The 22301-nt window shown below is 75.1% G+C and carries 25 protein-coding genes; 16 read left to right on the forward strand and 9 right to left on the reverse strand.

What is annotated here, in order from left to right:
* Positions 1–95: 95 nt before the first annotated feature.
* The 4 genes from GSF02_RS02800 (at position 96) to GSF02_RS02815 (ending at position 3823) form a co-directional block, all read left to right on the forward strand.
* Positions 96–839, forward strand: coding sequence for an Atu4866 domain-containing protein (locus GSF02_RS02800; RefSeq protein WP_159792546.1), 744 nt, complete (start codon positions 96–98; stop codon positions 837–839).
* Positions 836–2227, forward strand: a complete 1392-nt coding sequence (locus GSF02_RS02805; RefSeq protein ID WP_159792548.1) for an amidohydrolase family protein — start codon at positions 836–838, stop codon at positions 2225–2227. Before GSF02_RS02800 ends, GSF02_RS02805 begins: the two co-directional genes overlap by 4 nt.
* Positions 2224–2874 (forward strand): Atu4866 domain-containing protein, encoded by a 651-nt coding sequence (locus tag GSF02_RS18490; protein ID WP_201308754.1) that lies wholly within the window; start codon positions 2224–2226, stop codon positions 2872–2874. Before GSF02_RS02805 ends, GSF02_RS18490 begins: the two co-directional genes overlap by 4 nt.
* A gap of 103 nt (positions 2875–2977) precedes the next feature.
* Positions 2978–3823 carry a helix-turn-helix domain-containing protein gene (locus GSF02_RS02815; RefSeq protein ID WP_159792550.1) on the forward strand — a complete coding sequence of 282 codons (846 nt, stop codon included), beginning with the start codon at positions 2978–2980 and terminating at the stop codon, positions 3821–3823.
* 101 nt (positions 3824–3924) lie between these two features.
* On the opposite strand, the gene GSF02_RS02820 is transcribed toward GSF02_RS02815, so the two are convergent.
* On the reverse strand, positions 3925–4683 hold the full coding sequence (locus GSF02_RS02820; RefSeq protein ID WP_159792552.1) for an SDR family oxidoreductase: 759 nt from the start codon (positions 4681–4683) through the stop codon (positions 3925–3927).
* A gap of 167 nt (positions 4684–4850) precedes the next feature.
* On the opposite strand from GSF02_RS02820, the gene GSF02_RS02825 reads away from it, so the two are divergent.
* Positions 4851–5780 (forward strand): LysR family transcriptional regulator, encoded by a 930-nt coding sequence (locus GSF02_RS02825; protein ID WP_159792554.1) that lies wholly within the window; start codon positions 4851–4853, stop codon positions 5778–5780.
* A gap of 120 nt (positions 5781–5900) precedes the next feature.
* Here the strand turns inward: GSF02_RS02825 and GSF02_RS02830 are convergent, their stop codons facing one another.
* Positions 5901–6419 carry a MarR family winged helix-turn-helix transcriptional regulator gene (locus tag GSF02_RS02830; RefSeq protein ID WP_159792556.1) on the reverse strand — a complete coding sequence of 173 codons (519 nt, stop codon included), beginning with the start codon at positions 6417–6419 and terminating at the stop codon, positions 5901–5903.
* Between the two features lie 113 nt (positions 6420–6532).
* Between GSF02_RS02830 and GSF02_RS19120 the strand changes: the two genes are divergently transcribed.
* Positions 6533–8317 carry a zinc-binding dehydrogenase gene (locus GSF02_RS19120; protein WP_159792558.1) on the forward strand — a complete coding sequence of 595 codons (1785 nt, stop codon included), beginning with the start codon at positions 6533–6535 and terminating at the stop codon, positions 8315–8317.
* A 64-nt stretch (positions 8318–8381) separates the two neighbouring features.
* Here GSF02_RS19120 and gap read toward each other — a convergent pair whose 3' ends face one another.
* The 3 genes from gap to pdxR form a co-directional block, all read right to left on the reverse strand.
* A complete protein-coding gene (gene gap / locus GSF02_RS02840) occupies positions 8382–9386 on the reverse strand; it encodes a type I glyceraldehyde-3-phosphate dehydrogenase (protein ID WP_159792560.1) in 1005 nt (334 codons plus the stop codon).
* A gap of 137 nt (positions 9387–9523) precedes the next feature.
* Positions 9524–10480 (reverse strand): GlxA family transcriptional regulator, encoded by a 957-nt coding sequence (locus tag GSF02_RS02845; protein WP_159792562.1) that lies wholly within the window; start codon positions 10478–10480, stop codon positions 9524–9526.
* A 69-nt stretch (positions 10481–10549) separates the two neighbouring features.
* Complete coding sequence (gene pdxR, locus GSF02_RS02850; RefSeq protein ID WP_159792564.1) at positions 10550–11998, reverse strand: MocR-like pyridoxine biosynthesis transcription factor PdxR; 1449 nt, start codon at positions 11996–11998, stop codon at positions 10550–10552.
* A 91-nt stretch (positions 11999–12089) separates the two neighbouring features.
* Between pdxR and GSF02_RS02855 the strand changes: the two genes are divergently transcribed.
* Both GSF02_RS02855 and GSF02_RS02860 read left to right on the forward strand, forming a co-directional pair.
* A complete protein-coding gene (locus GSF02_RS02855; protein ID WP_159792566.1) occupies positions 12090–13073 on the forward strand; it encodes an aldo/keto reductase in 984 nt (327 codons plus the stop codon).
* Positions 13074–13115: 42 nt separating this feature from the next.
* Positions 13116–13637: a LacI family DNA-binding transcriptional regulator gene (locus tag GSF02_RS02860; protein ID WP_159792568.1), complete on the forward strand. Its 522-nt coding sequence runs from the start codon at positions 13116–13118 to the stop codon at positions 13635–13637.
* A 47-nt stretch (positions 13638–13684) separates the two neighbouring features.
* Here the strand turns inward: GSF02_RS02860 and GSF02_RS02865 are convergent, their stop codons facing one another.
* Both GSF02_RS02865 and GSF02_RS02870 read right to left on the reverse strand, forming a co-directional pair.
* Positions 13685–14866 (reverse strand): acyltransferase family protein, encoded by a 1182-nt coding sequence (locus GSF02_RS02865; protein WP_159792570.1) that lies wholly within the window; start codon positions 14864–14866, stop codon positions 13685–13687.
* A gap of 291 nt (positions 14867–15157) precedes the next feature.
* Entirely contained in the window at positions 15158–15532 is a 375-nt protein-coding gene (locus GSF02_RS02870) for a VOC family protein (RefSeq protein WP_159792572.1), read from the reverse strand.
* Positions 15533–15587: 55 nt separating this feature from the next.
* Between GSF02_RS02870 and GSF02_RS02875 the strand changes: the two genes are divergently transcribed.
* The 8 genes from GSF02_RS02875 to GSF02_RS02905 all read left to right on the forward strand — a co-directional run bounded on the left by GSF02_RS02875 (position 15588) and on the right by GSF02_RS02905 (position 20372).
* On the forward strand, positions 15588–16040 hold the full coding sequence (locus GSF02_RS02875; RefSeq protein ID WP_159792574.1) for a MarR family winged helix-turn-helix transcriptional regulator: 453 nt from the start codon (positions 15588–15590) through the stop codon (positions 16038–16040).
* Between the two features lie 573 nt (positions 16041–16613).
* Positions 16614–16814, forward strand: coding sequence for a hypothetical protein (locus GSF02_RS02885; protein WP_159792578.1), 201 nt, complete (start codon positions 16614–16616; stop codon positions 16812–16814).
* The gene (locus GSF02_RS18705) at positions 16807–16980 is read left to right on the forward strand and encodes a hypothetical protein (protein WP_235915323.1); all 174 of its coding nucleotides are present in this window, start codon (positions 16807–16809) and stop codon (positions 16978–16980) included. The genes GSF02_RS02885 and GSF02_RS18705 overlap by 8 nt, the downstream gene beginning before the upstream one ends.
* Positions 16981–17009: 29 nt before the next feature.
* Positions 17010–17276: a hemerythrin domain-containing protein gene (locus GSF02_RS18710; RefSeq protein WP_235915335.1), complete on the forward strand. Its 267-nt coding sequence runs from the start codon at positions 17010–17012 to the stop codon at positions 17274–17276.
* A gap of 272 nt (positions 17277–17548) precedes the next feature.
* The gene (locus GSF02_RS02895) at positions 17549–18418 is read left to right on the forward strand and encodes a CPBP family intramembrane glutamic endopeptidase (protein ID WP_159792580.1); all 870 of its coding nucleotides are present in this window, start codon (positions 17549–17551) and stop codon (positions 18416–18418) included.
* A gap of 9 nt (positions 18419–18427) precedes the next feature.
* Entirely contained in the window at positions 18428–18685 is a 258-nt protein-coding gene (locus GSF02_RS18495; RefSeq protein ID WP_201308755.1) for a DUF7134 domain-containing protein, read from the forward strand.
* Positions 18640–19668, forward strand: a complete 1029-nt coding sequence (locus GSF02_RS02900; protein WP_201308756.1) for a sensor histidine kinase — start codon at positions 18640–18642, stop codon at positions 19666–19668. Before GSF02_RS18495 ends, GSF02_RS02900 begins: the two co-directional genes overlap by 46 nt.
* Positions 19665–20372: a response regulator gene (locus GSF02_RS02905; protein ID WP_159792582.1), complete on the forward strand. Its 708-nt coding sequence runs from the start codon at positions 19665–19667 to the stop codon at positions 20370–20372. The genes GSF02_RS02900 and GSF02_RS02905 overlap by 4 nt, the downstream gene beginning before the upstream one ends.
* A gap of 95 nt (positions 20373–20467) precedes the next feature.
* Here the strand turns inward: GSF02_RS02905 and GSF02_RS02910 are convergent, their stop codons facing one another.
* Together GSF02_RS02910 and GSF02_RS02915 are read right to left on the reverse strand one after the other, a co-directional pair.
* Positions 20468–21076 (reverse strand): GNAT family N-acetyltransferase, encoded by a 609-nt coding sequence (locus tag GSF02_RS02910; RefSeq protein ID WP_159792584.1) that lies wholly within the window; start codon positions 21074–21076, stop codon positions 20468–20470.
* Positions 21073–22248: a citrate/2-methylcitrate synthase gene (locus GSF02_RS02915; RefSeq protein ID WP_235915324.1), complete on the reverse strand. Its 1176-nt coding sequence runs from the start codon at positions 22246–22248 to the stop codon at positions 21073–21075. The genes GSF02_RS02910 and GSF02_RS02915 overlap by 4 nt, the downstream gene beginning before the upstream one ends.
* Between the last annotated feature and the right edge of the window lie 53 nt (positions 22249–22301).

Raw genomic sequence — 22301 nt, forward strand, 5'->3', positions numbered from 1 at the left:
CCCTGTCGGCCCGCCGGCCGGCGCTGGCGGGGTGCGCCGCTCCCTGGGTGCGTCCCGGCCTTCTGCACCGGACGGGGCCGCACGAGGGTGGGGGCATGCCAGACACCTTCCCCACCTTCACGGCCGCCGGCCTGGCCGCCGTGCGCGCCGGCGCCGACCGGCCCCTGCTCCTGACCAACGCGACGGTCCACACGCTGGATCCGCTGATCGGCACCATGCGCGGAGCCGACGTGCTGATCGGCGGGGCGCTGGTCGTCGGCGTCGGGCCCGGCATCGTCACCGCGGCCGAGGACGACGGCGCCGTGGTCGTCGATGCCACCGGCACCACCGTCCTGCCGGCCCGCCTCGACGCGAGCGTCGCCCTCGGCAGCGCCCCGCGCGGCACGGGCGCCGGGACGCTCGCCCCCGGCGCCGACGCCAGCCTCGTCGTCGTGCCCGACCAGCACGCCGCCGACCTGCCCGCGGCGCTGCACGCCGCGTTCGCCCGGCCCGGGCGGCTGCTGGCCGTGCTGCACGAGGGGCGGCCCGTGCACTGGGCCGGCGCGCACGTCGGCACGACCCCGACCCGCGAGCGGCTGCAGCCCGACCGGCTCGCAGTCGACCCCGCCCGGGTGGGCGTGTGGGTCGACACCGAGGACTTCCTGCACCAGGAGCTGACCGCCGACGGCCGCTACGACGAGACCCGCGGCGGGCGGCCGCACGCCTTCCAGGGCAGCTACTGGATCGACGGCGACCGCATCGACTACCTCGACGACCTCGGCTTCTGGGCCTTCGGCCGGTTCGCCGGCGACGCCCTGCACCACGCCGGATACACCATGCACCGGAAGGACGCCCGATGAGCACCGACCCCACCCTGGACGCACTGACCCGCTCCGCCGCCGATCCCGACCGCCTCGTCCTGCTGCGCGGCGGCACCGTCGTGACGATGGACCCCACGCTCGGCATCCTCGACGCCGGCGACGTGCTGGTCCGCGGGGCACGCATCGTCGAGGTCGGCCGCCACCTGCCCGACGCCGGGGCGATCGTCGTCGACGCGACCGGCAGCATCGTGGCCCCCGGCATGGTGGACACCCACCGCCACGCCTGGCAGGCCCAGATGCGCCGCACGATCCCCGACGTCGACGACCTGGGCGGCTACCTGCGGTCCACGCTCATGCACGTCGCGCCGGCCTACACCGCCGACGACGTGTACCTCGGCACCCGGCTGGCCGCGCTGACCGCCCTCGACGGCGGCATCACCACGATGCTCGACTTCTCGCACAACTCGCGCACCACCGCCCACTCCGACGCCGCGATCACCGCGCTGATCGACACCGGCATCCGTGGCGTGCACGCCTCCATGGCCCCGCACTTCGGCCACTGGGACGGCCAGTGGCCCGCGGACCTGGCCCGGCTGCGCTCGACCTACGTCCCCACCGATGACCAGCTGGTCACGCTGCGCATGGCAGCGCTGGCCACCGGCGACATCGCCGGGCACCTCGCCTACGGCCCCGAGCTGGCCCGCGTCGCGACCGACCTGGACATCGGCGTGAGCCTGGACGTGATGTTCGGCCAAGCCGCCTCGGCGGCCATCCTCGACTGGCGCAGGCAGGGGCTGCTCGGCCCGCACCTGGAGTCGATCCACTCCACCGCGCTGTCCGCAGACGCCTGGGCGGCGATGCGCGACCACGGCGTCACCGTGTCCCTGGCCCCCACCTCCGACGCCCAGATCGGGCTCGAGGACGCCGTCCCGCCGGTCGACGAGGCCCTCGCCCACGGGATCCGCCCCGGACTGTCGGTGGACGTGGAGGTCGCGCTGGCCTCCGACATGTTCACGCAGATGCGCGCGCTGCTGACGATCCAGCGCATGCGCGCGGTCAACGCCGCCTACGGCACCGAGGCGGAGCCCACCCGCATCACCACCCGCGACGTGCTGGACTTCGCCACCCTGTCCGGGGCGCGCACGCTGCGCCTCGACGACCGCACCGGCTCGATCACCCCCGGCAAGCAGGCCGACCTGATCGTCGTGGACGCCGAGGCGATCAACACCATGCCGCTGCACGACGCCGTCGGGACCCTCGTGCTGGGCGCCGACCGTTCCAACATCACCTCCGTGTGGGTGGCCGGCCAGGTGCGCAAGTGGGCCGGCGCGCTCGTCGGCGTGGACGTCGACGCCCTGCGCACCCAGGTGCACGACTCGGTCGCCGCCATCACCGAGCGCCTCGCGACCACCGGGGCGCGCCGGTGACCCCGCCGGCGACCCCGCCGAGCAGCAGCACGTTCGTCCTCACGGGCGCCCAGGTCAGGACACGGCCCGACGCGGTGGCGCCCGGCGAGCTGCACGTCGTCGGCGAGCACCTGGCCGCGGAATCCACCGGCCTCGGCCGGGAGGCGATCGACGTGGACGGCGCGCACGTGGTCCCGCTGCTGGTGGACAGCGCGGTCGCACAGCTGCCGCCGGCCCGGCGCGGCGCCTACGACCTGGTGCCCGGCAACCCGGCCACCTTCGCCGTGGTGCGCCGCCCGGTCACCGCGACGCAGGTGCGCCGCATGCTCGTCGTCTCCCCGCGCGACCTGCTGGCCGTCTGGGTCGCCGGGCGCCTCGAAGCCTGGGACGGCGCCCCAACCCGGCCCGCGGGCCAGGACGTCGCCGACCCGACCGTCCGACGGGCGTGGGTGGGCACCTGGCACGACCCTGGCCGCGGCCTGCAGCAGCACCTGCGGCCCGACGGCCGCTACTCGGAGACCCGGGGCGGGCGCGCCGACGCCTACACCGGCCGCTACTGGGTCCACGTCGACCGGATCACCTATCTCGACGACTCCGGCTTCTGGGCGTTCGGCCAGCTGCTGGACGGCGTGCTGCACCACGCCGGGTTCGTGATGACGCGACGCTGAGCAGGCGGTGCGCCGGGCCGTCGGGCCCGGCGCGCCGCGTCCGACGGCTGCCAGGGAGCACCACGTCCTGGTTGCCGCCGGGCGCGGCCCCTACGGTCTGATCGTGAGCACCTCCGACCTCGGCCCGTTCCTCAAGGCCCGCCGCGGCCACGTCCAACCCGACGACGTCGGGCTGCCCGGGCACACCACCCGCCGCGTGCCCGGGCTGCGGCGCGAGGAGGTCGCGATGCTCGCCGGCGTGAGCGTGGACTACTACGCCCGCCTGGAGCAGGGCCGCGAGCGCAACCCGTCGCCGTCGGTGCTCAACGCGATCGCCAGCGCCCTGTGCCTCGACCCCGACCAGCGCGAGCACCTGTTCCGCCTGGCCGACCTGGCGCCCACCGCCCTGGCGTCGCCCAGCGAGGCACCGTCGCAGTCCCTGCTGGACCTGCTGGAGGCGTGGCCGCACACCCCCGCGCTGATCATCGACCGGCAGCTCGACGTGCTGGCGCACAACGCCCTGGCCGGCGCCCTGTACGGCGAGTTCGAGCGCATCGACAACCTGGCGCGCATGACGTTCCTCGACCCGGTCGGCGCGCGCTTCTACGCCCACTGGGACCGCGCCGCGGAGTCCTGCGTGGCCAACCTGCGCCTGGCCCAGGGACACGTGGGCTCCGCCGACGCCGTCCGCCGGCTGGTGGTCGAGCTCTCCGGGGCCAGCGCCGCGTTCCGCCACCTGTGGGCCCGGCACGACGTCCGCGGCAAGACGCACGACGCCAAGGCGCTGCGCCACCGCGACGTCGGCGACCTGGTCCTCGACTACCACGCGTTCGACGTCAAGGGCTCCCCCGGCCGCCAGCTGATCGTCTACCAGGCGGCGCCCGGGTCGCCGAGCGCCGACAAGCTGCGGCTGCTGGCCTCGTTGCACGCGACGGCCGCCGCGGCCCCCGCGGCGCCGGACGTCACGTAGGAGCGCCGCGCGTGGCCGCCGGCGGACGGACGACGAAGGCGTCCCCGGCCGACGGCCGGGGACGCCTTCGTGTCACGCAGGGGCCGTGTACTGGAGCGGAGTCAGAGCTGCGAGCCGCCGCCGTCGACGACCAGCTCCGCCCCCGTCGTGTACGTGGCGTCGAACATCAGGAACGCGACGGCCTTCGCGATCTCGTCGACCGTGCCCATGCGCCGCATCGGGTTGTCGGCGGCCATCGCGGTCTTCGTCTGCTCTGCGGCCTCGGCCGGCATCGACTTGGCCAGGATGCCCGAGTCGATCGGGCCCGGGCTGATCGCGTTCACCCGCACGGCGTTCGGCAGCAGCTCCCGCGCGAGTCCTCGCGCCATCGCGCGCACCGCCGCCTTGCTCGCCGCATAGGCGCTGAGCGTCGGCAGCCCCAGCGTGGCGGCCACCGACGTCGTGAGCACGACACCGCTGCCCGGCGCCAGCAGCGGCGCGAGCCGTTGCACCGTGAAGTACGGCCCTCGCGTGTTGATGGCGAAGACGTCGTCGAACTGCTCGGGCGTCGTGTCGGCGACGGGCGCGAAGGAGTTCACGCCGGCATTCGCGAACAGCCCGTCGATCGTGCCGAGCTCCTCGCGCACCCGCGCGGCGAGCGCGTCGATGTCGTCGATCAAGCCCGCGTCGCTGCGCACCGCGACGACCCGCTCCCCCAGCGTGACGCGCGCGGCATCGAGGGCCTCCTTGTTGCGCCCCGTGAGCAGCACGCGCGCCCCGCCGTCGGTCAGCAGACGCGCGGTGGCGAGCCCGAAGCCGGTGCTCCCACCCGTGATGACGATCCTCTTGCCTGCGTAGGGACCTTCCGTCAGGTCGGTCATCGTTCCTCCGATGTGATGTGGGACGGACCGCGGCGCGGGCCGCGATCCCGTTCTGCGGGCCCAGTCGACCTCCGCCGAACCCCCGCCGTCCAAGACCTGTCTCGCACCCGGCCATGCCTCGGATGCATGTCCGGCACCACCCCTCCCGGCCGCCATAGGCTGGTGGGATGACGGTCGGAACGGACGATCGGGAGCAGGCCGGGCCGGACCTCGACCTGCGACTGATCCGCTACTTCGTCGCGGTCGCCGAGCACGGCAACTTCGGCCGGGCGGCCGACGCGCTGCTGATCGCGCAGCCTTCGCTCAGCCGGCAGATCCGCCGGCTGGAGGCCCAGGTCGGGGCGCGCCTGCTCGACCGCACGCCGCGCGGCAGCCGGCTCACCGCCGCCGGCACCGCCTTCCTGCCGCAGGCCCGCGCGCTGCTGCGCCAGGCGCGGAGCGCCACCGACGCCGCGCGCGCGGCGGCTGGCGTCCGGACGTTCACGATCGGGTACACGGGCGGGATCGTCGTCTCGCCGATCTCCCGCCATCTCTCCGAGCGCTTCCCCGGCGTCGCGATCGCGACCCGCCGGCTGCCCGAGGAGAAGCCCGCCGACGCCCTGCGGGAGGGCCTCGTCGACGGCCTCGTCGCTCGGCTGCCACTGGAGACCGACGGCCTTCAGGTGACCATGATCGGCGCCGACCCGCGCGCCCTGGTCGTCTCGGTCGACCACCCCCTCGCGGCCCGCGCGTCGGTGGCGCCCGAGGACTTCGAGGGGGACCCGCGCGTGTCCTGCGCCTCGGCCGACGCCGACTGGACGTCGTTCTGGAGGCTCGAGGACGACTCCCCCGTGCCGCTCTCCCGCCTCTCGGCCGACAGCTTCGACGACAAGCTCGAGCTCGTCGCCACCCGCCAGGCCGTCGCCGTGCTTCCCGAGCACGATCCGCGGCTCGCGATCCGGCCCGACATCGTGGCGATCCCGATCGACGGTGCCCCACCGGCGCTGGTGGCCGCGGCGACGCGCGACGACGACGAGATCGCACGCGAGTTCCACGCGGCCGCGCAGACCTACCGGTGGACGCCCGCGGGCGCCGCCGCGGCGTTGCCGCGCGGCTAGACCACGACGGAACCTCGCGCTGCGCCGCCCGAGGGCGACGTCGAGGCGCTCGGCGGTCGGCTGCACCGCTGGGGGGCGCCGACGGTCTTCGGGCTGGGGCCCTGCGTGCCCCTGGAGCCGTCAGGCCCTGGCCGCCCTGGCCGCCTTCCGGCGTCGTCGCGGCGCTGCCGACCGCGGCGGCGCCTGACGCATGTGGTCCCTCGCCCGGGTCAGGATCTCGGCGAGCGTCTCGACGTCGGACGGTGACAGCGCGGCGAACAGCAGCTCCTCGAGGACGGCGACGTGGCCCGGGAAGACCTGGGCGAGCACGGCACGGCCCTCGTCGGTGATGGTGACGGTGATGCTGCGCTCGTCGTCGCGCGACGGCGCGCGGCTCACGAGCCCTCGCTTCTCCAGGGTCTGGGCCTGGTACGTCAGCCCGCTGCGGCTGTAGACGACCCCGTCGGCCAGGTCGGTCATCCGTCGGCTCCCGCCCGGGGCGTCGCCCAGCGTGGCCAGCAGCTGGAACTGGACGTAGCTGAGGTCCCCGGCCTCGTGCAGCTGCTGGTCGACCGCATGCCGCAGCAGGCTGCTGGCCTCGATGAGGGCGAAGTACGCACCGAGCTGCACGGCGTCGAGAGAGCGAGGGGCGGAGGACATGCCCCGATCCTACCGGTGCTTCGAATGCGAAGGGGTTGCTTCTGATTCGAAGCACTGCTAGCGTCCTCCTCAGTTGCTTCGAACCCGAAGCACCTGAGGAGCGGAGAGACATCATGAAGGCAGTTCGGTTCCATGAGACTGGCGGCCCCGAGGTCCTGCGGTACGAGGACGTCGACCAGCCGGCGCCCGGCGCCGGCCAGGTCCGCGTGCGGGTCGCCGGCTCGGCGTTCAACCCCGCCGACGGCGGGATGCGCGGCGGGTTCCTCCCGATCCCGATCACGCTGCCGCACACGCCCGGCTACGACGTCTCCGGCACGGTCGACGCGCTCGGCGAGGGGGTGGAGGGCCTCGCGGTGGGCGACGAGGTCATCGGGTTCATCCCGATGGCCGCGGACGGCTCGGCGGCGCAGTACGTCGTCGCTCCGGCGGACGCGCTGGTCGAGGCGCCGACGCGCATCCCGCTCGCCGACGCGGCCGGGCTGCCGTCGGTCGGGCTCACCGCCTGGCAGGCGCTGTTCGAGGCGGGCGGCCTCCAGTCCGGGCAGCGCGTGCTCGTCAACGGGGCCGGCGGTCCGGTCGGCGGGTACGCCGTCCAGCTGGCCAAGCGTGCCGGCGCGCACGTCGTCGCCACCGCGAGCCCGCGCAGCCGCGAGAGCGTCGTGGCGTCGGGCGCGGACCAGGTCGTCGACCACACGACGACCTCCGTGCTCGATGCCGTGGACGAGCCCGTCGACGTCCTGCTCAACCTGGCTCCCCTCACCCCGGAGGGGTTCGTCGCCCTGGCGGCGCGGGTCCGCGACGGTGGCGTGGTCGTCTCCACCACCCCGACCGTGCCGACCCCGAGCGACGAGGACCGCGGCGTGCGCGCCGCCACGATCTTCGTCCACCCGGACGCCGAGGTGCTCTCCCGGCTCGTCGCCCTGGTCGACAGCGGCGACCTGCACGTGGAGATCGCCCGCCGCGTGCCGCTGAGCGAGCTGCCCACGATCCACGAGCAGGCCGACGCCGGCCAGGTCCGCGGCATGGTCGGGGTCGTCCCGCCCGCCGCCTCACGGAGCCCGGCGCGCGCCACCCGCGCCCCGCGGCGCCGCAGCCGGCCCCGAGACGGGCCGGCTGCGGCGCGGCGAGGTCCTTCTGCACGCCCGGGCGGGGCGTGCGACGCTGGTCGGACATGCTCCGCGAGTGGGGAGGGCCGCGTGGACCGCTCCGACGGACAGGCGACCGACGGCATCGTGCTCGGCCTGGTCGACGAGCACCTGGAGCACTTCGCCGCGCACGCGGCGGTCACCCTCGGCAACGGCGCGTCGTGCAGCATCACGATGCGGTTCGGGCAGGACGTCCGCCGCTCCGCCAGCACCGACCCGGCGGCGGCCGGCTGCGACGAGGTGGAGATCGCGTCGGGGACCGGCCCCTGCATCGATGCGATGGACGGCGGCGGCGTCATCGTGGTCGACGACGTGCGGGCCAGCCCCCGCTGGCCCGAGTGGACCGACGCCTCCCTCCGGGCCGGGCTGCTGTCCTCGGGCGCGTTCCCCGGCCATGCCCGCACCGGCACGGGGGTGTCGATGAACGTCTACCGCCCCTGGCCCGGGCCCTGGAGCACCGACGACCTGCTGCGCGCCGACGTCTACGCCCAGGAGATGGCCCGGGTGCTGGACCTGTGCACCACCGTCGGCGCGGTGGAGGCTCAACGCCGGGCGCTGCAGGAGGCGCTGGCCGCGCAGGCCGCGATCGACCGTGCCGTCGGCGCCGTCATGGTGACCAACCGGTGCGACGCGGCCACCGCGCTGACCATCCTCAAGAGCGGAGCCGGCAACCGGAACGTGGACCTGCCCGACGTCGCGCTCAGCGTGCTCGAAGGGCTGGTCGCACGACCGTCGGCCGCCGACGAGGCATGATCCCGCGGGACGGCGGCCCGGCGTCGACGTCGCGTCCCGGGCCGTCCCGTCCCGCGGGCAGGCCTCAGCGCCGCGACCGGGCGATCAGCTCCAGCGTGTCCACCACGCGGTTCGAGAAGCCCCACTCGTTGTCGTACCAGGCGACCACCTTGACGTGCCGCCCCTCCACCCGGGTCAGCAGCGAGTCGAAGATCGACGACGCCGGGTTGCCGACGATGTCCGACGACACGAGCGGGTCCTCCGAGTACTCGAGCACGCCCTTCAGCGGCCCGGCGGCCGCGGCCCGGTAGGCGGCCAGCACGTCGTCGCGGGTGACGTCGCGCGCCACGGTCGTGTTGAGCTCCACCAGCGACCCCACCGGCACGGGGACCCGGATCGAGTCGCCGGACAGCCGGCCGTCGAGCTGCGGGAGCACCAGCCCGATCGCCTTGGCGGCGCCCGTCGTCGTCGGCGCGATGTTCAGGGCGGCGGCGCGGGCCCGGCGCGGGTCGCGGTGCGGGCCGTCCTGCAGGTTCTGCTCCTGCGTGTAGGCGTGCACGGTCGTCATGAAGCCGTGCTCGATGCCGGCCAGCTCGTGCAGCACGAGCGCCAGGGGCGCGAGCGCGTTGGTGGTGCACGAGGCGTTGGAGACGATCGTGTGGGCGGCCGGGTCGTAGGCGTCGGTGTTGACGCCGTAGGCGACCGTGACGTCGGCGCCGTCCGACGGCGCACCGACCAGGACGGTGCGCGCGCCGGCCTCGAGGTGGGCGCGGGCGGCGGACGCCTTCGTGAAGCGCCCGGTCGCCTCCAGCACGACGTCGACGCCGAGGTCCGCCCACGGCAGGCTCGCGGGCTCGCGCTCGGCGAGCACCGCGATGCGGCGGCCGTCGACGACGAGGGCGTCGCCGTCCACGTCCACCGGGCGCCCGAGCCGCCCGGCCGTCGAGTCGAAGGCCAGCAGCCGTGCCAGCGCGGCCGGCTCGGTGAGGTCGTTGACGGCGACGACGTCCAGGTCGCTGCCCCGCTCCAGGAGCGCGCGCAGCACGTTGCGGCCGATGCGGCCGAAGCCGTTGATGGCGATGCGGGTCATGGGTCCCTCCCGGTGGTTCCTGTCGGACGCCACGAGGATGTCCGGGACCGACCCGGCGCGGACAGCGGCGCGAGCGCCACGGTCCGCAAGGATCTCGCCAGCCGCCCCGCGCTCCGTCCCGGCGCCGGGCGCGCGTGCTACCCGCCGCGCGCGAAGGTGCGCCGGTACTCGCTCGGCGTCGTCCCCAGGACGCGCTGGAAGTGGCGCCGCAGGTTGGCGCCCGTGCCGAGCCCGACGTCGGCCGCCACCTGCTCGACGGAGCGCTCCGAGCGCTCGAGGAGCGCGCGGGCCACGTCGACACGGGCGCGCAGGACCCACTGCATCGGCGTGTAGCCGGTGTCCTCGACGAAGCGGCGCGAGAACGTGCGCGGCGACACCGCGGCGTGCCGCGCGAGCACCTCCAGGGTCAGCGGCTTGTCGAGCCGGTGCAGCGCCCACTCGCGGGTCGCGGCGAACCGCTCGCCCAGCGGCTCGGGCACGCTGCGCGGCACGTACTGCGCCTGGCCGCCGCTGCGGTACGGCGCGGCGACCAGGCGCCGGGCGGCGTGGTTCGACGCCGCCACGCCGAGGTCGCGCCGGACCATGTGCAGGCACAGGTCGATGCCGGACGCCGCGCCGGCCGAGGTGAGCACGCGCCCCTCGTCCACGAACAGGACGTTCTCGTCCACCGTGACGCGGGGGTACCGCGCCGCGAACGCCCGCGTGTAGTGCCAGTGCGTGGTGGCGCGGCGCCCGTCGAGCAGGCCCGTGGCCGCCAGGGCGAAGGCCCCGGTCGAGATGGCGGCGAGGTCCGCGCCGCGGTCGTGCGCCGCCACGAGCGCCTCGACGACTGGCGTCGGGGGGTCCTCGCGGTCGGGGAAGCGGTAGCCGGGCACGAAGACGACGTCGGCCCACCCGAGCGCGTCGAGCCCGTCGGCGACGTGGTACGACAGGCCGTCGCCGCCGCGCACCAGGCCCGGCGCGGGGCCGCAGACGCGGACCTCGTACGGCATGCTCGGGCGGGTCGTGAAGACCTGCGCGGGGATGCCGACGTCGAGCGGCTTGGCGCCCTCGAGCACCAGGACGGCGACGCGGCGCAGGCGGGTGGCTGCCACGGCGCCAGCGTAGGGCCCGGCGCCGGCTCGTCGGACGGACCGGCCGGGCGTGCACGGCGCCCCGGTCCGTCAGCGCCCCGCCGCGGACACCGCCTCCGCGAGCCGCGTCACGGCCTCGTCGACGCGGGCGTCGGCGAGGTTGCCGTAGCCGAGCACGAGGGTGCCCGAACGGGGGGCCGGGCGGGCCTGGTAGCGGCGCAGGTCGGCGACGGCGACCTCGCGGTCGGCCGCCGCGCGCACGACTGCCGCAGTGTCCGGGGCGCCCGCGCCCAGGTCGAGCAGCAGGTGCAGCCCCGCCGGCAGCCCGCGGACCCGCGCCTCGGGCAGGGCGCGGCCGAGGGCCGCCACCAGCGCGTCCCGCCGCCGGCGGTACCGGACGCGCGTCGCGCGCAGGTGCCGGTCGTACGCGCCGCCGTCCAGCAGCCGCGCGAACGTCAGCTGGTCGACCGTCGAGGGACCGTCCGCGACGTCCCGCGCCGCCCGCTCCAGGGGCGTGCGCCACCGCGGCGGCACCACGGCCCAGCCGGTCCCGAACGCGGGCGCGAGCGTCTTGCTCAGCGAGCCGAGCAGCAGCACGTGCTGGGGGGCGAGGCGCTGCAGGGCTGCCACGGGGCGCCGGTCGTACCGGAACTCCGCGTCGTAGTCGTCCTCCACGACCAGGCCGTCGACCGCCCGGGCCCACGCCACCACGCGTTGACGGCGCTCCGGCGCGAGCGCCGAGCCGGTCGGGAACTGGTGCGCCGGGGTCAGCAGCGCGGCGCGCGCCCCGGTGCGCGCCGCGGCGGCGGCGAGGGCGTCGGCGTCCACCCCGTCGTCGTCGACCGGCACGGGGACGGGCTCCAGCCCGGCCCGGCGTGCCACCTCCCGCAGCACCGGCCAGCTCGGGTCCTCCACGAGCAGGTGCCGGTGCCCGGCGGCGGCGAGCGCCGCGGCGACCAGCGCCATGCCGCGGGTGGCGCCGTGGGTCAGGACGACGGCCTCGTCCGGCGCGGCGACCATCCGGGCGCGCCGCAGGTGGGCGGCGAGCGCGGCGCGGGCCCGCGGGTGCCCGCCCCACGGGACGCCGCCGAGGTCGTCGCCCGCCGCGACCGCGAGCGCCTCGCGCGCCGCCCGCAGCCAGGCGTCGCGCGGCACGTGCCGCAGGTCGGGGACGCCGGGTGCGAGGTCGAACCGGGGCCGGCGGGCGAGCTGCGGGCCGCCTCCGGCCTCTGGGCCGCGCGCCGGGCGGCCGACCTCGGGGAGCGCGACCTGCGCCGCCACCCGGGTGGCCGACCCGGTGCGCGCCTCGAGCACGCCCTCGGCCACGAGCTGGCCGTACACCTCGGTGACCACCCAGCGGGAGACGCCGAGCACCTCCGCCAGCCGCCGGCTCGCGGGCAGCGCCGCGCCGGCCGGCGCACGGCCCGTGCGGACGGCGTCCCGCACCGCCCGCTCCAGCTGCGCGACGCGGCTGCCCGCGCCGTCGAGCTCGAGGAGCGTCTCCCACGCGAGCCGCGAATTGGTCTGGTCGGCGGCCATCGAAACGGACCGTACACCCGGACCACCACGCCCGTAGCGTCGCTCGCACGGCCCGGCGCCTGCCGCGCCCACCCCGCCCCGAGGAGGACCCATGCAGTACCGCACCGTCGGCGACGGCGAGCACGCCGTCGAGGTCTCGACCCTGTGCCTGGGCACGATGTTCTTCGGCACGCGGACCGACGAGGAGACGACCTTCGCGATCCTCGACCGGTTCGTGGAGGCCGGCGGCACGTTCCTCGACACCGCGAACAACTACAACGCCTGGGTGGGCGGCCACGGCCGGGACAGCGAGGACCTCATCGGCCGCTGGCTCGCGGACCGCGGCGTGCGCGACCACGTCCGGATCGCCACCAAGCTCGGCGCGGCGAAGAAGGACCCCGCGCTGCCCCTGTCCAACACCCCGCCCACGAACTTCCAGGGCCTGTCCGGCGAGGTCGTCGACCGCGAGGCGCGCGAGAGCCTGCGCCACCTCGGCGTCGAGCGGATCGACGTGCTCTACGGCCACGTCGACGACCGGGAGACGCCCCTGGCCGAGACCGTCGCCGCGTTCGGCAAGCTCCAGGCCGAGGGGATCGTGGGGCTCACCGGCATCTCCAACGCCGCGCTGTGGCGCGTCGTCGAGGCGCGCGAGGAGGCGCGCCGCCAGGGCGTCGCGCCCTACAGCCTGGTGCAGCAGAACCTCACCTACGCCTACCCCGCCCCGGACCCCGGGCGGCACGGCTGGGCGTCGCCGGAGCTGCTCGACTACGCCCGCTCCACGGGCGCGCCGGGCCGGCCGTCGCTGGCCGTCGTCGCGTACTCGCCCCTGCTGCAGGGCGCCTACGTGCGGCCGGACAAGCCGCTCTTCGCGGGCTTCGACCACCCGACCACGCACGCGCGGGTCCGCGCGCTCCGCGAGGTGGCCGCCGAGCTGGGCGCCACGCCGCACCAGGTGGTGCTGGCCTGGTTGCTCGGCGGCGAGGTCCCCGTGATCCCGGTCGTGGGCGCCAGCAGCGTGGAGCAGCTCGACGAGCTCCTCGGGGCGGTCGACCTCGAGCTGCCAGCCGAGCTGCGCGCCCGGCTCGACGCCGTCTGAGGTCGTGGCGGGCCATGACGGGTGCGGCACCTCGGGTGCAGCATGACGGCGAGGCGTGACCACGGGGTGCGGCGGGCGCCCACGCTGGGCGACGTCGCGCGCCGGTCCGGCTACTCGACATCCACCGTGTCGCGGGTCCTCAACGACGACGAGCGTGCGAGCCCGGTGGCGCGCGCGGCGGTCCCGGCGGCGATCGCCGAGCTCGCCTACGTCCCGTCCGCCGCCGCACGGGGCCTGGCGTCCCAGCGCACCGGCATGGTCGGCGTGGTGCTCGGGCCCGCGGCGGTCGGCGCGCTGCCGGACCTCGAGCTGGCCGCCTGGGAGGCCGGCCTCGCGGTCACGGTGGCGGTGGCTCGCGGACCCGGTCGCGAGGAGCGCGTGCGCTCCATGGTCGGTCGGGTCGACGGCATCGTCGTCGTCGGCGACGCCCTTCCCCGTCGGGTGCTGCGCCAGGTCGCCGCGCGGGTCCCCGTGGCGCCCCTGGCGCCCGGCCCGGACGGGCGCCTCCCCGCCGCCCGGGTCCGTCGCGCCATGGCCCTCGCCGCGGGGACCGGGACGTCGTGAGCCGAGGGGGCGGGCTGGCGGCAGGCGGCGCATCCGTGCGACGCGCATCAGGTGCGGTGGCGCTCGAACCGCCCGAACAGCGCCACCAGGCCGACCAGCACGAGCCCGTAGGCGGCGAACCACGTGGGCAGGCTCGCCCACCAGTCGGCGCTCCAGGGCTCGGGCAGCCGGTGGCCCATGCCGACCAGCACCACCCCGACCACGGTGAACATCGCCGTCAGGTGCCACAGGTAGACGGTCATGGCGCGGCGGGCGAGCCCCCGCACCACGGCGCCGCCGCGAGCCGAGCGCGCCCAGCGCACAAGGACCGGCCGCAGCAGGACGACGGCGCAGACCTGCGCGACGGCCTGGGCGACCACCGGGGCCGTGGGCGGGCCGAGGTTGGAGATCGCGTCGCCCGGCATGCCGACCATGCTCGGCGGGTACGGACCGAGCAGGACCAGCAGCACCATCGCCGCCAGCCCGGCGAGGACGCCGAGCGCGAGGACTGCGCGCCCGCCGCCGGCCGCGGGGCGGCGAGCCGCCCGGTCGGTGGCGTAGGCGATGCCCGCCAGGAACGGCACGGTCCACACGAGCAGCAGGTTCGCCCACGCCAGCCGGTCGGCGCCGGCGGTGAAGCGCAGCAGGTCGACGCCGAGCGGGAGGGCCACCGCGACGGCCAGCGCCCGCCAGCGCCACCGCCGCCAGGCCGCCTGCAGCATCGGCACGACCGCGAGGAGCACGACCCACAGGCCCAGGAACCACAGCAGCTGCGGCGCCATCCGCGCCAGCCGCAGCACGGCGTCGTGCGGCACACCGGCGGCGAGCAGGGCGCCCACAGCCACGGCCCACGCCACCGCGAACGCCGCGACGGGCCGGACGACCGCCCGCACCCGCCGCCCCACGACCACGGGCCACCGGGGCGCGACGCCCGGCACGCCGGCCGCCCGCTCGTAGGCGGCTGCGGCGCCGGCCGCGAAGAACAGCAGCGGCAGGGCCTGCCCCACCCAGGTGAGCACCCACGCCCACCCGTGCCCGAGGGCGTTGCCGACCTGCAGCGTCCGCCCGTCCCAGGCGGCCTCGGCCATCAGCCAGTGCAGCACGACGACGCACGTGGTGCCGATGGCGCGCACGGCGTCGACGAACACGTCGCGGCGAGGCTGCAGCCGGGCGGTGGTGGGCGCGGGACCGACGGCCCGGCCGGGCGGCGCGACGGTCGACGTGCTGGGCGGTGGGGCGAGGCTGACCACGGGAGGCCTCCGGGGTGGGGGACGCTGACGTGTCCAGCCTCGTGACCTGGCACGACGCGTCCCATGGGCGGCTCCCCCGAGCCTGCCGCCGCCCTCCCCCGCCCGGCTCGGGGGACATCCCCCGCCGCAGCGGTCCGCTCGTGGTCCCCCGGCTGCGCCACGCCGTCGTCGACGGCCGGCTCGGGTTCGCCGAGGCCAGCCGCCCGCACATCCCTGCGATCGATCGTCCCGGGGCAGAGTGTGGCGCCCACCCTGCGCCGGCTCACGGTCGCCGGGCGGACGGCCACGCTGTCATCGCTGGTCGTGGACCGTGATCGCGTACCCGTCGGGGTCGGCGAAGGTGAAGGTTAGGCCGAAGGGGCCGTCGGTCGGTGCCGCGAGGATCACCACCCCGGCCGCCGCGAGCTCGTCGTGCAGCCCCTGGGCGTCACTGGCGTGCAGCCACAGAGCGACACCGGCGCCGGGGCGCGGGTCGATCGCCTCCAGATCCGTCCCGGGCAACGGGGCCCGGACCGCGAAGGCGATCGGGGTGGTGGTGAAGACGACGGCGCCCGGCGGACTCATGGGCGCGCGCCGCAACCCCAGGCGGGTCTCGTAGAACCTTGCGGCGGCGTCGACGTCGCGCACCTGCAGGGCGATGAAGTCGGGACCGGTGACGGTAGGCATGGACACTCCTTGATGTCAGGACTTTGACATGCCGACTGTATGTCAGACTCCTGACATGAGCGAACCGCAGGTAGACCTCGACACCTCGGTCGGCTACACCCTCAAGCGCGCCGCCGCGGCGCTGCGGGCATCGATGGACGTCGCGCTGCGCCCCCTCTCGCTGACCGTGCCGCAGTACGCGTGCCTCGAGCTGCTCGGTCAGCGGCCGGGGCTGTCCGCCGCCGAGCTCGCCCGGGGGGCTTTCGTCACCCGGCAGTCCATGCACTCGGTGCTGCACGGGCTGGAGCAGCGCGGGCTGCTGGCCCGCCCCGCCGAGGCCAGGCGGGGGCGGGCGATGCCCTCGCAGCTCACCCCGGCCGGCCGCGAGCTGCTGACTGCGGCTAGTCAGGCGGTCGCACAGGTGGAGCAGACCATGCTGGCAGGACTGGCCGCGGCCGAACGGCAGCGCTTGCAGTCCAGTCTCTCCGCGTGCGCCGACGCCCTTCGCCCCCTGACCGAACCGGCCTGAGGCCACGCAGACCACGCCGACCACGCCTCGATCGAGCGCCGTCCTCGCCGCCTACCGGGAGATCGGTCTCGGCCTGGACGACATCCGGGCCGTGCTGGACGGCCCGGACGTCGACGTGCCGACGCTCGACGCCCACGAGCGTTGGCTGCTGCTGACGGTCGAGCAGCAGGCGGCGATCTTCGGGCCCGACTGGGACCCGGGCTGGTCCACGGGAGCCCGCCGCCTCTACGGGGACACGGTGCAGCGGCGGCAGCACGCCGAACGCTCGGCCTCCCGCAGCCCGGAGAAGTGGCAAGCAGTCACGGACGCCGTCACCGACCGCGAGCGCGCCCTCGCGGACGCGATGGAGACCCGTGTCGGCCCCCGGCAGCCCGGAGGTCGACGCGCTCGTCGAGCGACACCGCGCGGTGTACAGCTCGTCGTCCTCCCCCTTCACGCGGCAGCTGCAGGTGTGGCGGTAGCCGTCACGCTGCGTCGACGCCTGTCCGTGGTGCAGGCCCGGTCAGGTCGGCTCGGGAGCGACGTCGCGCGCGCTCGGCGATGCGTGCCGAGCCGGCGGTCACGGGTGGACCCGTGACGCTCGGCCGACCCGAGGGCGTCGCCCGGACGATCGTCTCCGGGCACGGTCGGGAGGCCCTGGCGCGGCTCGTCGCGGTGGTGCGCTACCGTGACGGCAGCGTCGCGTGCCGGTGGCAGACCGTGCCAGGCATGGAGGCGTGGGACACGAAGGACTGCGACATGATGACGTCGTCGCCTTCGCCCTCGCGTGACTGAGGGCGAGAAGACCAGGCTGATCGCCTGGAGCCACGAGCTGCGCGGGGTGCACGCACGCCTGCGTGAGGCGCTGCAGGTCACCCGAGCCGCGCTCGGCCGTGGAGCACCGGCCGAGCAGGCGAGCCGAGACCTGCTGCTGTTCTGCCACGGTTCTGCACCGCCCTGACGGGGCACCACGAGGGCGAGGACCGTGAGCTGTTCCCGGCGATCGCGGCCGCCCACCCCCACCTGGGCCCGACGCTGCGCCTGCTGGAGCAGGACCACTCGATGATCGCCCACCTGCTGTCCGGGCTGCAGGCGGCGGTCGAGGCGGCCGCCTCGCCCCCGCAGCTGGACCAGCACCTGGAAGGCATCGCAGCGATCATGGAGAACCACTTCCGCTACGAAGAGCACGCACTGTCTCAGGTGCTCGAGACTCTCGCTCTCGACACCGACCCCGGGCGGGCGCTGGGGCCGCTGTGACCGCGGCGGACACCTGCACGCCAGGTTGCGGTCCCCAGTGCATCCCTTCGAACGAGCCGCCGACGCCGGCCCTGACCGGTGCGGGTTCGACGACGTGGCCGCACGTGCGGCCGCCCTGCCGCACGTGCGGGTCCTCTCCGGCCGGCTCGGCCTGTTCTCCCCCGAGAGAGCCACGCGGGCTGCCCACCTCGGGGTGATTCGCCGTTGCCCGGGTGTTCCTAGCGTTGCTGCTGGTCGCCGGTCCGAGCGGCCACCGAGCGACGGAGGCCCTGATGAGCACGACGACCACGACATCCCGACCGGACGCCTCGAGGGCCGCCGGCGGCGGCCGGGTAGCCCGCTTCTTCCGGTACCCGCTGACGTGGGCGCTGACGGGCGCGGTCGGCGTCGGCGCGGTCGCGGGTCTGACCGCGCAGCGCGAACCGCTCACCGTGGTCCCCGTGCTGGGCGCGGTGCTGGCGGTCATCGTCTACCGCGTCGTCATGCGATTCGTCGCCCGGCGCCCGACTCCCGAGATCGCCGCCCGCCGTGCCGTCTCCGAGGCGCTGCTGGGTGCCGTGCTCGGTCTGGGCTTCGTGGCGGCATCGGCCTCCATCGTCACCGCTCTCGGCGGTTACACGTTCCGCGGCGCCGGCACAGACGTCCCTGCCGTGGTGGCCCCGGTGCTCACCGTCATGCTCGGCGTCGCGGTCACCGAGGAGCTCATGTTCCGCGGCTTCGGGCTGCAGGCCGTCGAGCGTCTCGCCGGCAGCTGGGGCGCGCTGCTGGTCACCGCCCTGTTCTTCGGTCTGGTGCACCTGCTCAACCCGGGCGCCACCCCGTGGACCGCGCTGGCGATCACGATCGAGGCCGGTGGCCTGCTCGGCGCCGCGTTCCTCTGGCGTCGCAACCTGTGGTTCGTCATCGGGCTGCACCTCGCCTGGAACGCCACCGTCGCGCTGCTCGGCCTGCCCGTCTCGGGCCACGCGGGACAGGGTCTGCTGGTCGCGGACGTCTCCGGCCCGGCCCTGCTCACGGGCGGCGCCTTCGGGATCGAGGGCTCGCTGGTGACCGTGACGGTGGGGGTGCTGCTGGCCGTCCCGATGCTCGTGCTGGCCCGCCGACGTGGCACGCTCGTCCCGGCGGCACGCCGTCGCCCGTAGGCTCGGGCGGTGCCTGCCACCTCCGCCGCCGACCGGGTCACGCGCCCCGGTCCACCGCCCGGACGATGGCTCGCGAGCCGGCCGGGCGTCCAGGACACGGTGTTGGCGGTCGTCCTCGGCGGGCTCGGTTTCGTCCCGACGCTCTCGACGATCGGCGTCGAGCTCGGCGACCTGCCCGAGCGGCCGCGGGACGCGCTCGCGGTGACGCTGCTCCTGCTCCAGTGCGCACCCCTTGCGGTCCGCCGTCGTCGCCCCGGGCGTGCCTGACGGTCGTCGGCGGCGCCTTCGCCCTCAACCAGGTTCTGGCCTACCCGCCGACGTTCGCGAGCGTCGGCCTCTACGTCGCGGTGTACAGCGCCGGGGCGCACCTGGCGAGGCTCCGCCGCAGCAGGGCCGCGCTGGCGACTGTCGGCTATGCCGTCCTCGTGGCCACGCTGTCTGGACTGGGCTCGCCCACCCGGATCCCAGCCTTCCTCGCCTTCTACCTCGTCCTGGTGGTGATCTGGATGGCCGGCACCGGGGTGCGCCGCTGGCGGGCCGAAGAGCTCGAGCGCCGGCGCCTGGCTGCCGCCGTGGCGAGGTCGGACGAGCGGGCTCGGATCGCGCGGGAGCTGCACGACGTGGTGACGCACCACGTGACGGCGATGGTGGTGCAGGCCGACGCCACGCAGTACCTCGTGTCCGTCCGACCGGATCGCGCCGTCGACGGGCTCGTCGCGATCAGCGACACCGGACGGCTCGCGCTGACCGAGCTGCGGCACCTGCTGGGTGTGCTGGAGGCGACCGGCGAGTCGGCGTCCTCGGGGCGGGCGCCCGTCCTCGGCCGTGTGGGCGACCTCGTCGAGCAGGCCCGCCGGTCGGGCCAGCCGGTGGAGTGGAGCGAGGAGGGTAGACGGCGGACCGTGCCGGACGCCGTCGGGCTCGCCGCCTACCGGGTGATGCAGGAGGGCCTCACCAACGCGCTCCGACACGCCCCCGGGCGACCGACCACGGTCCCCCTGCGGCACAGCCCCGAGCACCTCGAGATCGAGGTGACCTGCTACCCCGCCTCGTCGGCGGCCACCTCCGGCACCCCTTCGCCGGCGCGGCCCGCCGCGACGGCGGTGTCACCACCTGCCGGGCGCGGCATCGCCGGTCTCCGCGAGCGCGTCCGCCTCCTCGACGGTGACCTGGAGGCCGGCCCGACGCCCGAGGGCGGGTTCCGCCTGCGCGCCGTGATCCCCACGATCCCGACCAGGAGCAGCCCATGACCGCTTCGTCGACGACGCGAGAGCCCCCGATCCGGGTCCTGGTGTGCGAGGACCAGGAGCTGGTTCGGGTCGGTTACGTCACGATCTTCTCCGCGCAGGCGGACATGGAGGTCGTCGGTGAGGCGGAGGACGGGCGTGCAGCCGTCGAGGCCGCGCGCAGGCTGCGCCCCGACGTCGTGGTCATGGACATCCGGATGCCCGTGCTGGACGGCATCGAGGCGACACGGCAGATCGCGGGACCGGACGCCCCACGGCCGGTCAAGGTGCTGATGGTGACCACCTTCAACGTCGACGAGTACGTCTATGAGGCGCTGCGCGCCGGGGCGAGCGGGTTCCTGCTCAAGGACGCGCCTCCCGCCGATCTGGTCGATGCCGTCCGGACGATCGCTCGGGGCGAGTCTCTGCTGGCCCCGACCGTGACCCGCACCCTCATCGGCCGCTTCGCCGAGCGGGTGCGGCCGACGCACTCGTCCCGCCCCGCGAGGGACGAGGTCCTCCGCCACCTGACCCCGCGCGAGCTGGAGGTGTTCCAGCATCTCGCCGCCGGGCTGTCGAACGCGGAGATCGCGACAGAGCTCGTCATCACGCCAGAGACGGTCAAGACGTACGTGTCCCGGATACTCGCCAAGCTCCACCTGCGCGACAGGGTGCAGGCGGTCGTGCTCGCCTACCGGGTCGGCCTGGTCTCGGCGACGGACGACTGACCGGTGGCGCGCGACGACGTCCCCCTGCTTCCTGACGCGGCGGATGTGCCGCCTGCCGCCCTGCGAACGTGCACGAACGACGTCGTCCAGGCTCGTCACCGTCGGCCGGGGTCCACCGCCTCCGGACGGAACATGCACACCAGACCGGGCCGGGGATCCCAGGACGGAACGACAGCGAACTGCCGTGACAGGTACAGCCGCTGCGCCTGCGTCCGCCAGCTCCACACGGTGAGGCGGACGGCGCCCGGCGCCTCGCGCAGCACCGCGTCGATCAGCGCAGACCCGACGCCCCGACCGCGCACCTGCGGATCTGCCCACAGCCGCTTGATCTCGGTTGCACCCGCCTCGGGCTTCGCGACGGCAACTCCCACGGCCGCCCCGTTCAGCTCAGCCAGGAACACCACGGCGTCGACGAACGCGCTTTCGGGTCGCGCGATCTCCGCCCGGTAGCTCTTCGGAAGCTGGCCGCTGGTCGGTGGCGTAACCCCCAGATGGTCGGCCTTCTCGCGCTCGGTCTGCCACAGGTACGCCTCGAGCAGACGCGCAACATGGTTCCGGTCGGCGCCCGAAAGGTCCGCGCGTCGGACGGTCACCTCGTCCGCGTGGTCGGGTCTTTCCCTTGCGGGCGGCACTGAGCGCCGCCTGCCGACGGCTGCGCCGGCGACCGTTCGATTCGGCGGGATGGAACCTGACGGCTTGGTCATCGCGGCGCTGTCGCTGGAGCCGTCGCGGGGCTGGCGAGCGCTGGTCCGACGTACCGGGCGGAGGGGCGGATGATCTTCGGGTCGTCGGCCTGTTCGAGTACGTGTGCCGCCCATCCGATAGTGCGGGCGAGCGCGAACGTGGGGGTGAACATGTCTCGCGGCACACCGACGCGTTCGAGCACGACCGCGGCGTAGAACTCGACGTTGGCGTGCAGCGCTCGGCCCGGCTTCGAGCGGGCGAGCGCCTGTTCCGCCTGCTCCTCAAGATGCAGCGCGAGGTCGACCCGGTCGCCGCCGAGGCCGATCGCGATCTCCTTGAGCAGCTCCGATCGGGGGTCCCGGGTTCGGTAGATCGCGTGCCCGAACCCCATGAGCCGTCGCCCAGCCGCCAGCTCCCCCCTGATCCACGCCTCGACGTCGGCTGGCGACGAGAGCTGGTCCAGCGCGTCGAGGACCCGGGAGGGTGCTCCGCCGTGGAGCGGACCCGAGAGCGCGCCGAGCGCGCCGGCGAGGGCCGACGCGACATCTGCGGCCGTGGAGGCGATGACGCGGGCGGTGAACGTCGACGCGTTCAGGCCGTGGTCGATCACCGCGACCAGGTACGCGGTGAGCGCTCGTTCCTCCGCTGCAGTGGGGACCCTACCTGTGAGCTGGTGCAGATAGTTCGCGACGACGCCACGCTCCGGGAGCGGCTCGGCCGCCCCCGCGCCGTGGCCACGTTGCCAGAGACTGGTGAGGATCAGTGGGAGCACCGCAACCAAGGCAAGCGCGTCGGCGCGGCGTTGGTCACGCGTGAGGTCGTAGAGCGGTCGCATCCGTCGCCGCCCGGCGAGCAGCGGCCACGCCGCCTTTGCCCCGGAGAGGACGTCGGTGCCCGCGGACGCGACGGCATCGATGACCGCCGCCAGGTCGTCGCCGCGCTGAGCTGCCGTGAGGTCCTGCGTGAACCGGGCCAGGGCGTCACGGTCCGGCAACGCGCCGTAGAGGAAGAGGTGTGAGACCTCCTCGAGCGTCCGCGTTCGCGCCAGCTCAGTCGCGGAGTGCTCTCGGTACTGGTAGTACCCCTCGAGTCCGCGCACATCGCTGATCGCGGTCTCGGTCACCGCGACGTTGGTCAGGCCGCGCGGCACTGCGATGAGGTCGTCGTTCATCCGGTCGATCTGCACGCCCATGGTCGCCCCTTCCTCGGGTCGGCATCAGTGTGGATACTTGATCGAAAGGCGTC

Origin of the sequence: Puerhibacterium puerhi (assembly GCF_009846865.1) — a bacterium.
Taxonomy (GTDB): Bacteria; Actinomycetota; Actinomycetes; order Actinomycetales; family Cellulomonadaceae; genus Puerhibacterium; species Puerhibacterium puerhi.

What these genes read in the sequence shown, in the direction of transcription:
- GSF02_RS02800 (WP_159792546.1), top strand. Translation starts at nt 96, where the DNA reads ATGCCAGACACCTTCCCCACCTTCACGGCCGCCGGCCTGGCCGCCGTG.
- GSF02_RS02805 (WP_159792548.1), top strand. Translation starts at nt 836, where the DNA reads ATGAGCACCGACCCCACCCTGGACGCACTGACCCGCTCCGCCGCCGAT.
- GSF02_RS02820 (WP_159792552.1), bottom strand. Translation starts at nt 4,683, where the DNA reads ATGACCGACCTGACGGAAGGTCCCTACGCAGGCAAGAGGATCGTCATC.
- GSF02_RS02825 (WP_159792554.1), top strand. Translation starts at nt 4,851, where the DNA reads ATGACGGTCGGAACGGACGATCGGGAGCAGGCCGGGCCGGACCTCGAC.
- GSF02_RS02830 (WP_159792556.1), bottom strand. Translation starts at nt 6,419, where the DNA reads ATGTCCTCCGCCCCTCGCTCTCTCGACGCCGTGCAGCTCGGTGCGTAC.
- GSF02_RS19120 (WP_159792558.1), top strand. Translation starts at nt 6,533, where the DNA reads ATGAAGGCAGTTCGGTTCCATGAGACTGGCGGCCCCGAGGTCCTGCGG.
- gap (WP_159792560.1), bottom strand. Translation starts at nt 9,386, where the DNA reads ATGACCCGCATCGCCATCAACGGCTTCGGCCGCATCGGCCGCAACGTG.
- pdxR (WP_159792564.1), bottom strand. Translation starts at nt 11,998, where the DNA reads ATGGCCGCCGACCAGACCAATTCGCGGCTCGCGTGGGAGACGCTCCTC.
- GSF02_RS02855 (WP_159792566.1), top strand. Translation starts at nt 12,090, where the DNA reads ATGCAGTACCGCACCGTCGGCGACGGCGAGCACGCCGTCGAGGTCTCG.
- GSF02_RS02860 (WP_159792568.1), top strand. Translation starts at nt 13,116, where the DNA reads ATGACGGCGAGGCGTGACCACGGGGTGCGGCGGGCGCCCACGCTGGGC.
- GSF02_RS02870 (WP_159792572.1), bottom strand. Translation starts at nt 15,532, where the DNA reads ATGCCTACCGTCACCGGTCCCGACTTCATCGCCCTGCAGGTGCGCGAC.
- GSF02_RS02875 (WP_159792574.1), top strand. Translation starts at nt 15,588, where the DNA reads ATGAGCGAACCGCAGGTAGACCTCGACACCTCGGTCGGCTACACCCTC.
- GSF02_RS02895 (WP_159792580.1), top strand. Translation starts at nt 17,549, where the DNA reads ATGAGCACGACGACCACGACATCCCGACCGGACGCCTCGAGGGCCGCC.
- GSF02_RS02905 (WP_159792582.1), top strand. Translation starts at nt 19,665, where the DNA reads ATGACCGCTTCGTCGACGACGCGAGAGCCCCCGATCCGGGTCCTGGTG.
- GSF02_RS02910 (WP_159792584.1), bottom strand. Translation starts at nt 21,076, where the DNA reads ATGACCAAGCCGTCAGGTTCCATCCCGCCGAATCGAACGGTCGCCGGC.
- GSF02_RS02915 (WP_235915324.1), bottom strand. Translation starts at nt 22,248, where the DNA reads ATGGGCGTGCAGATCGACCGGATGAACGACGACCTCATCGCAGTGCCG.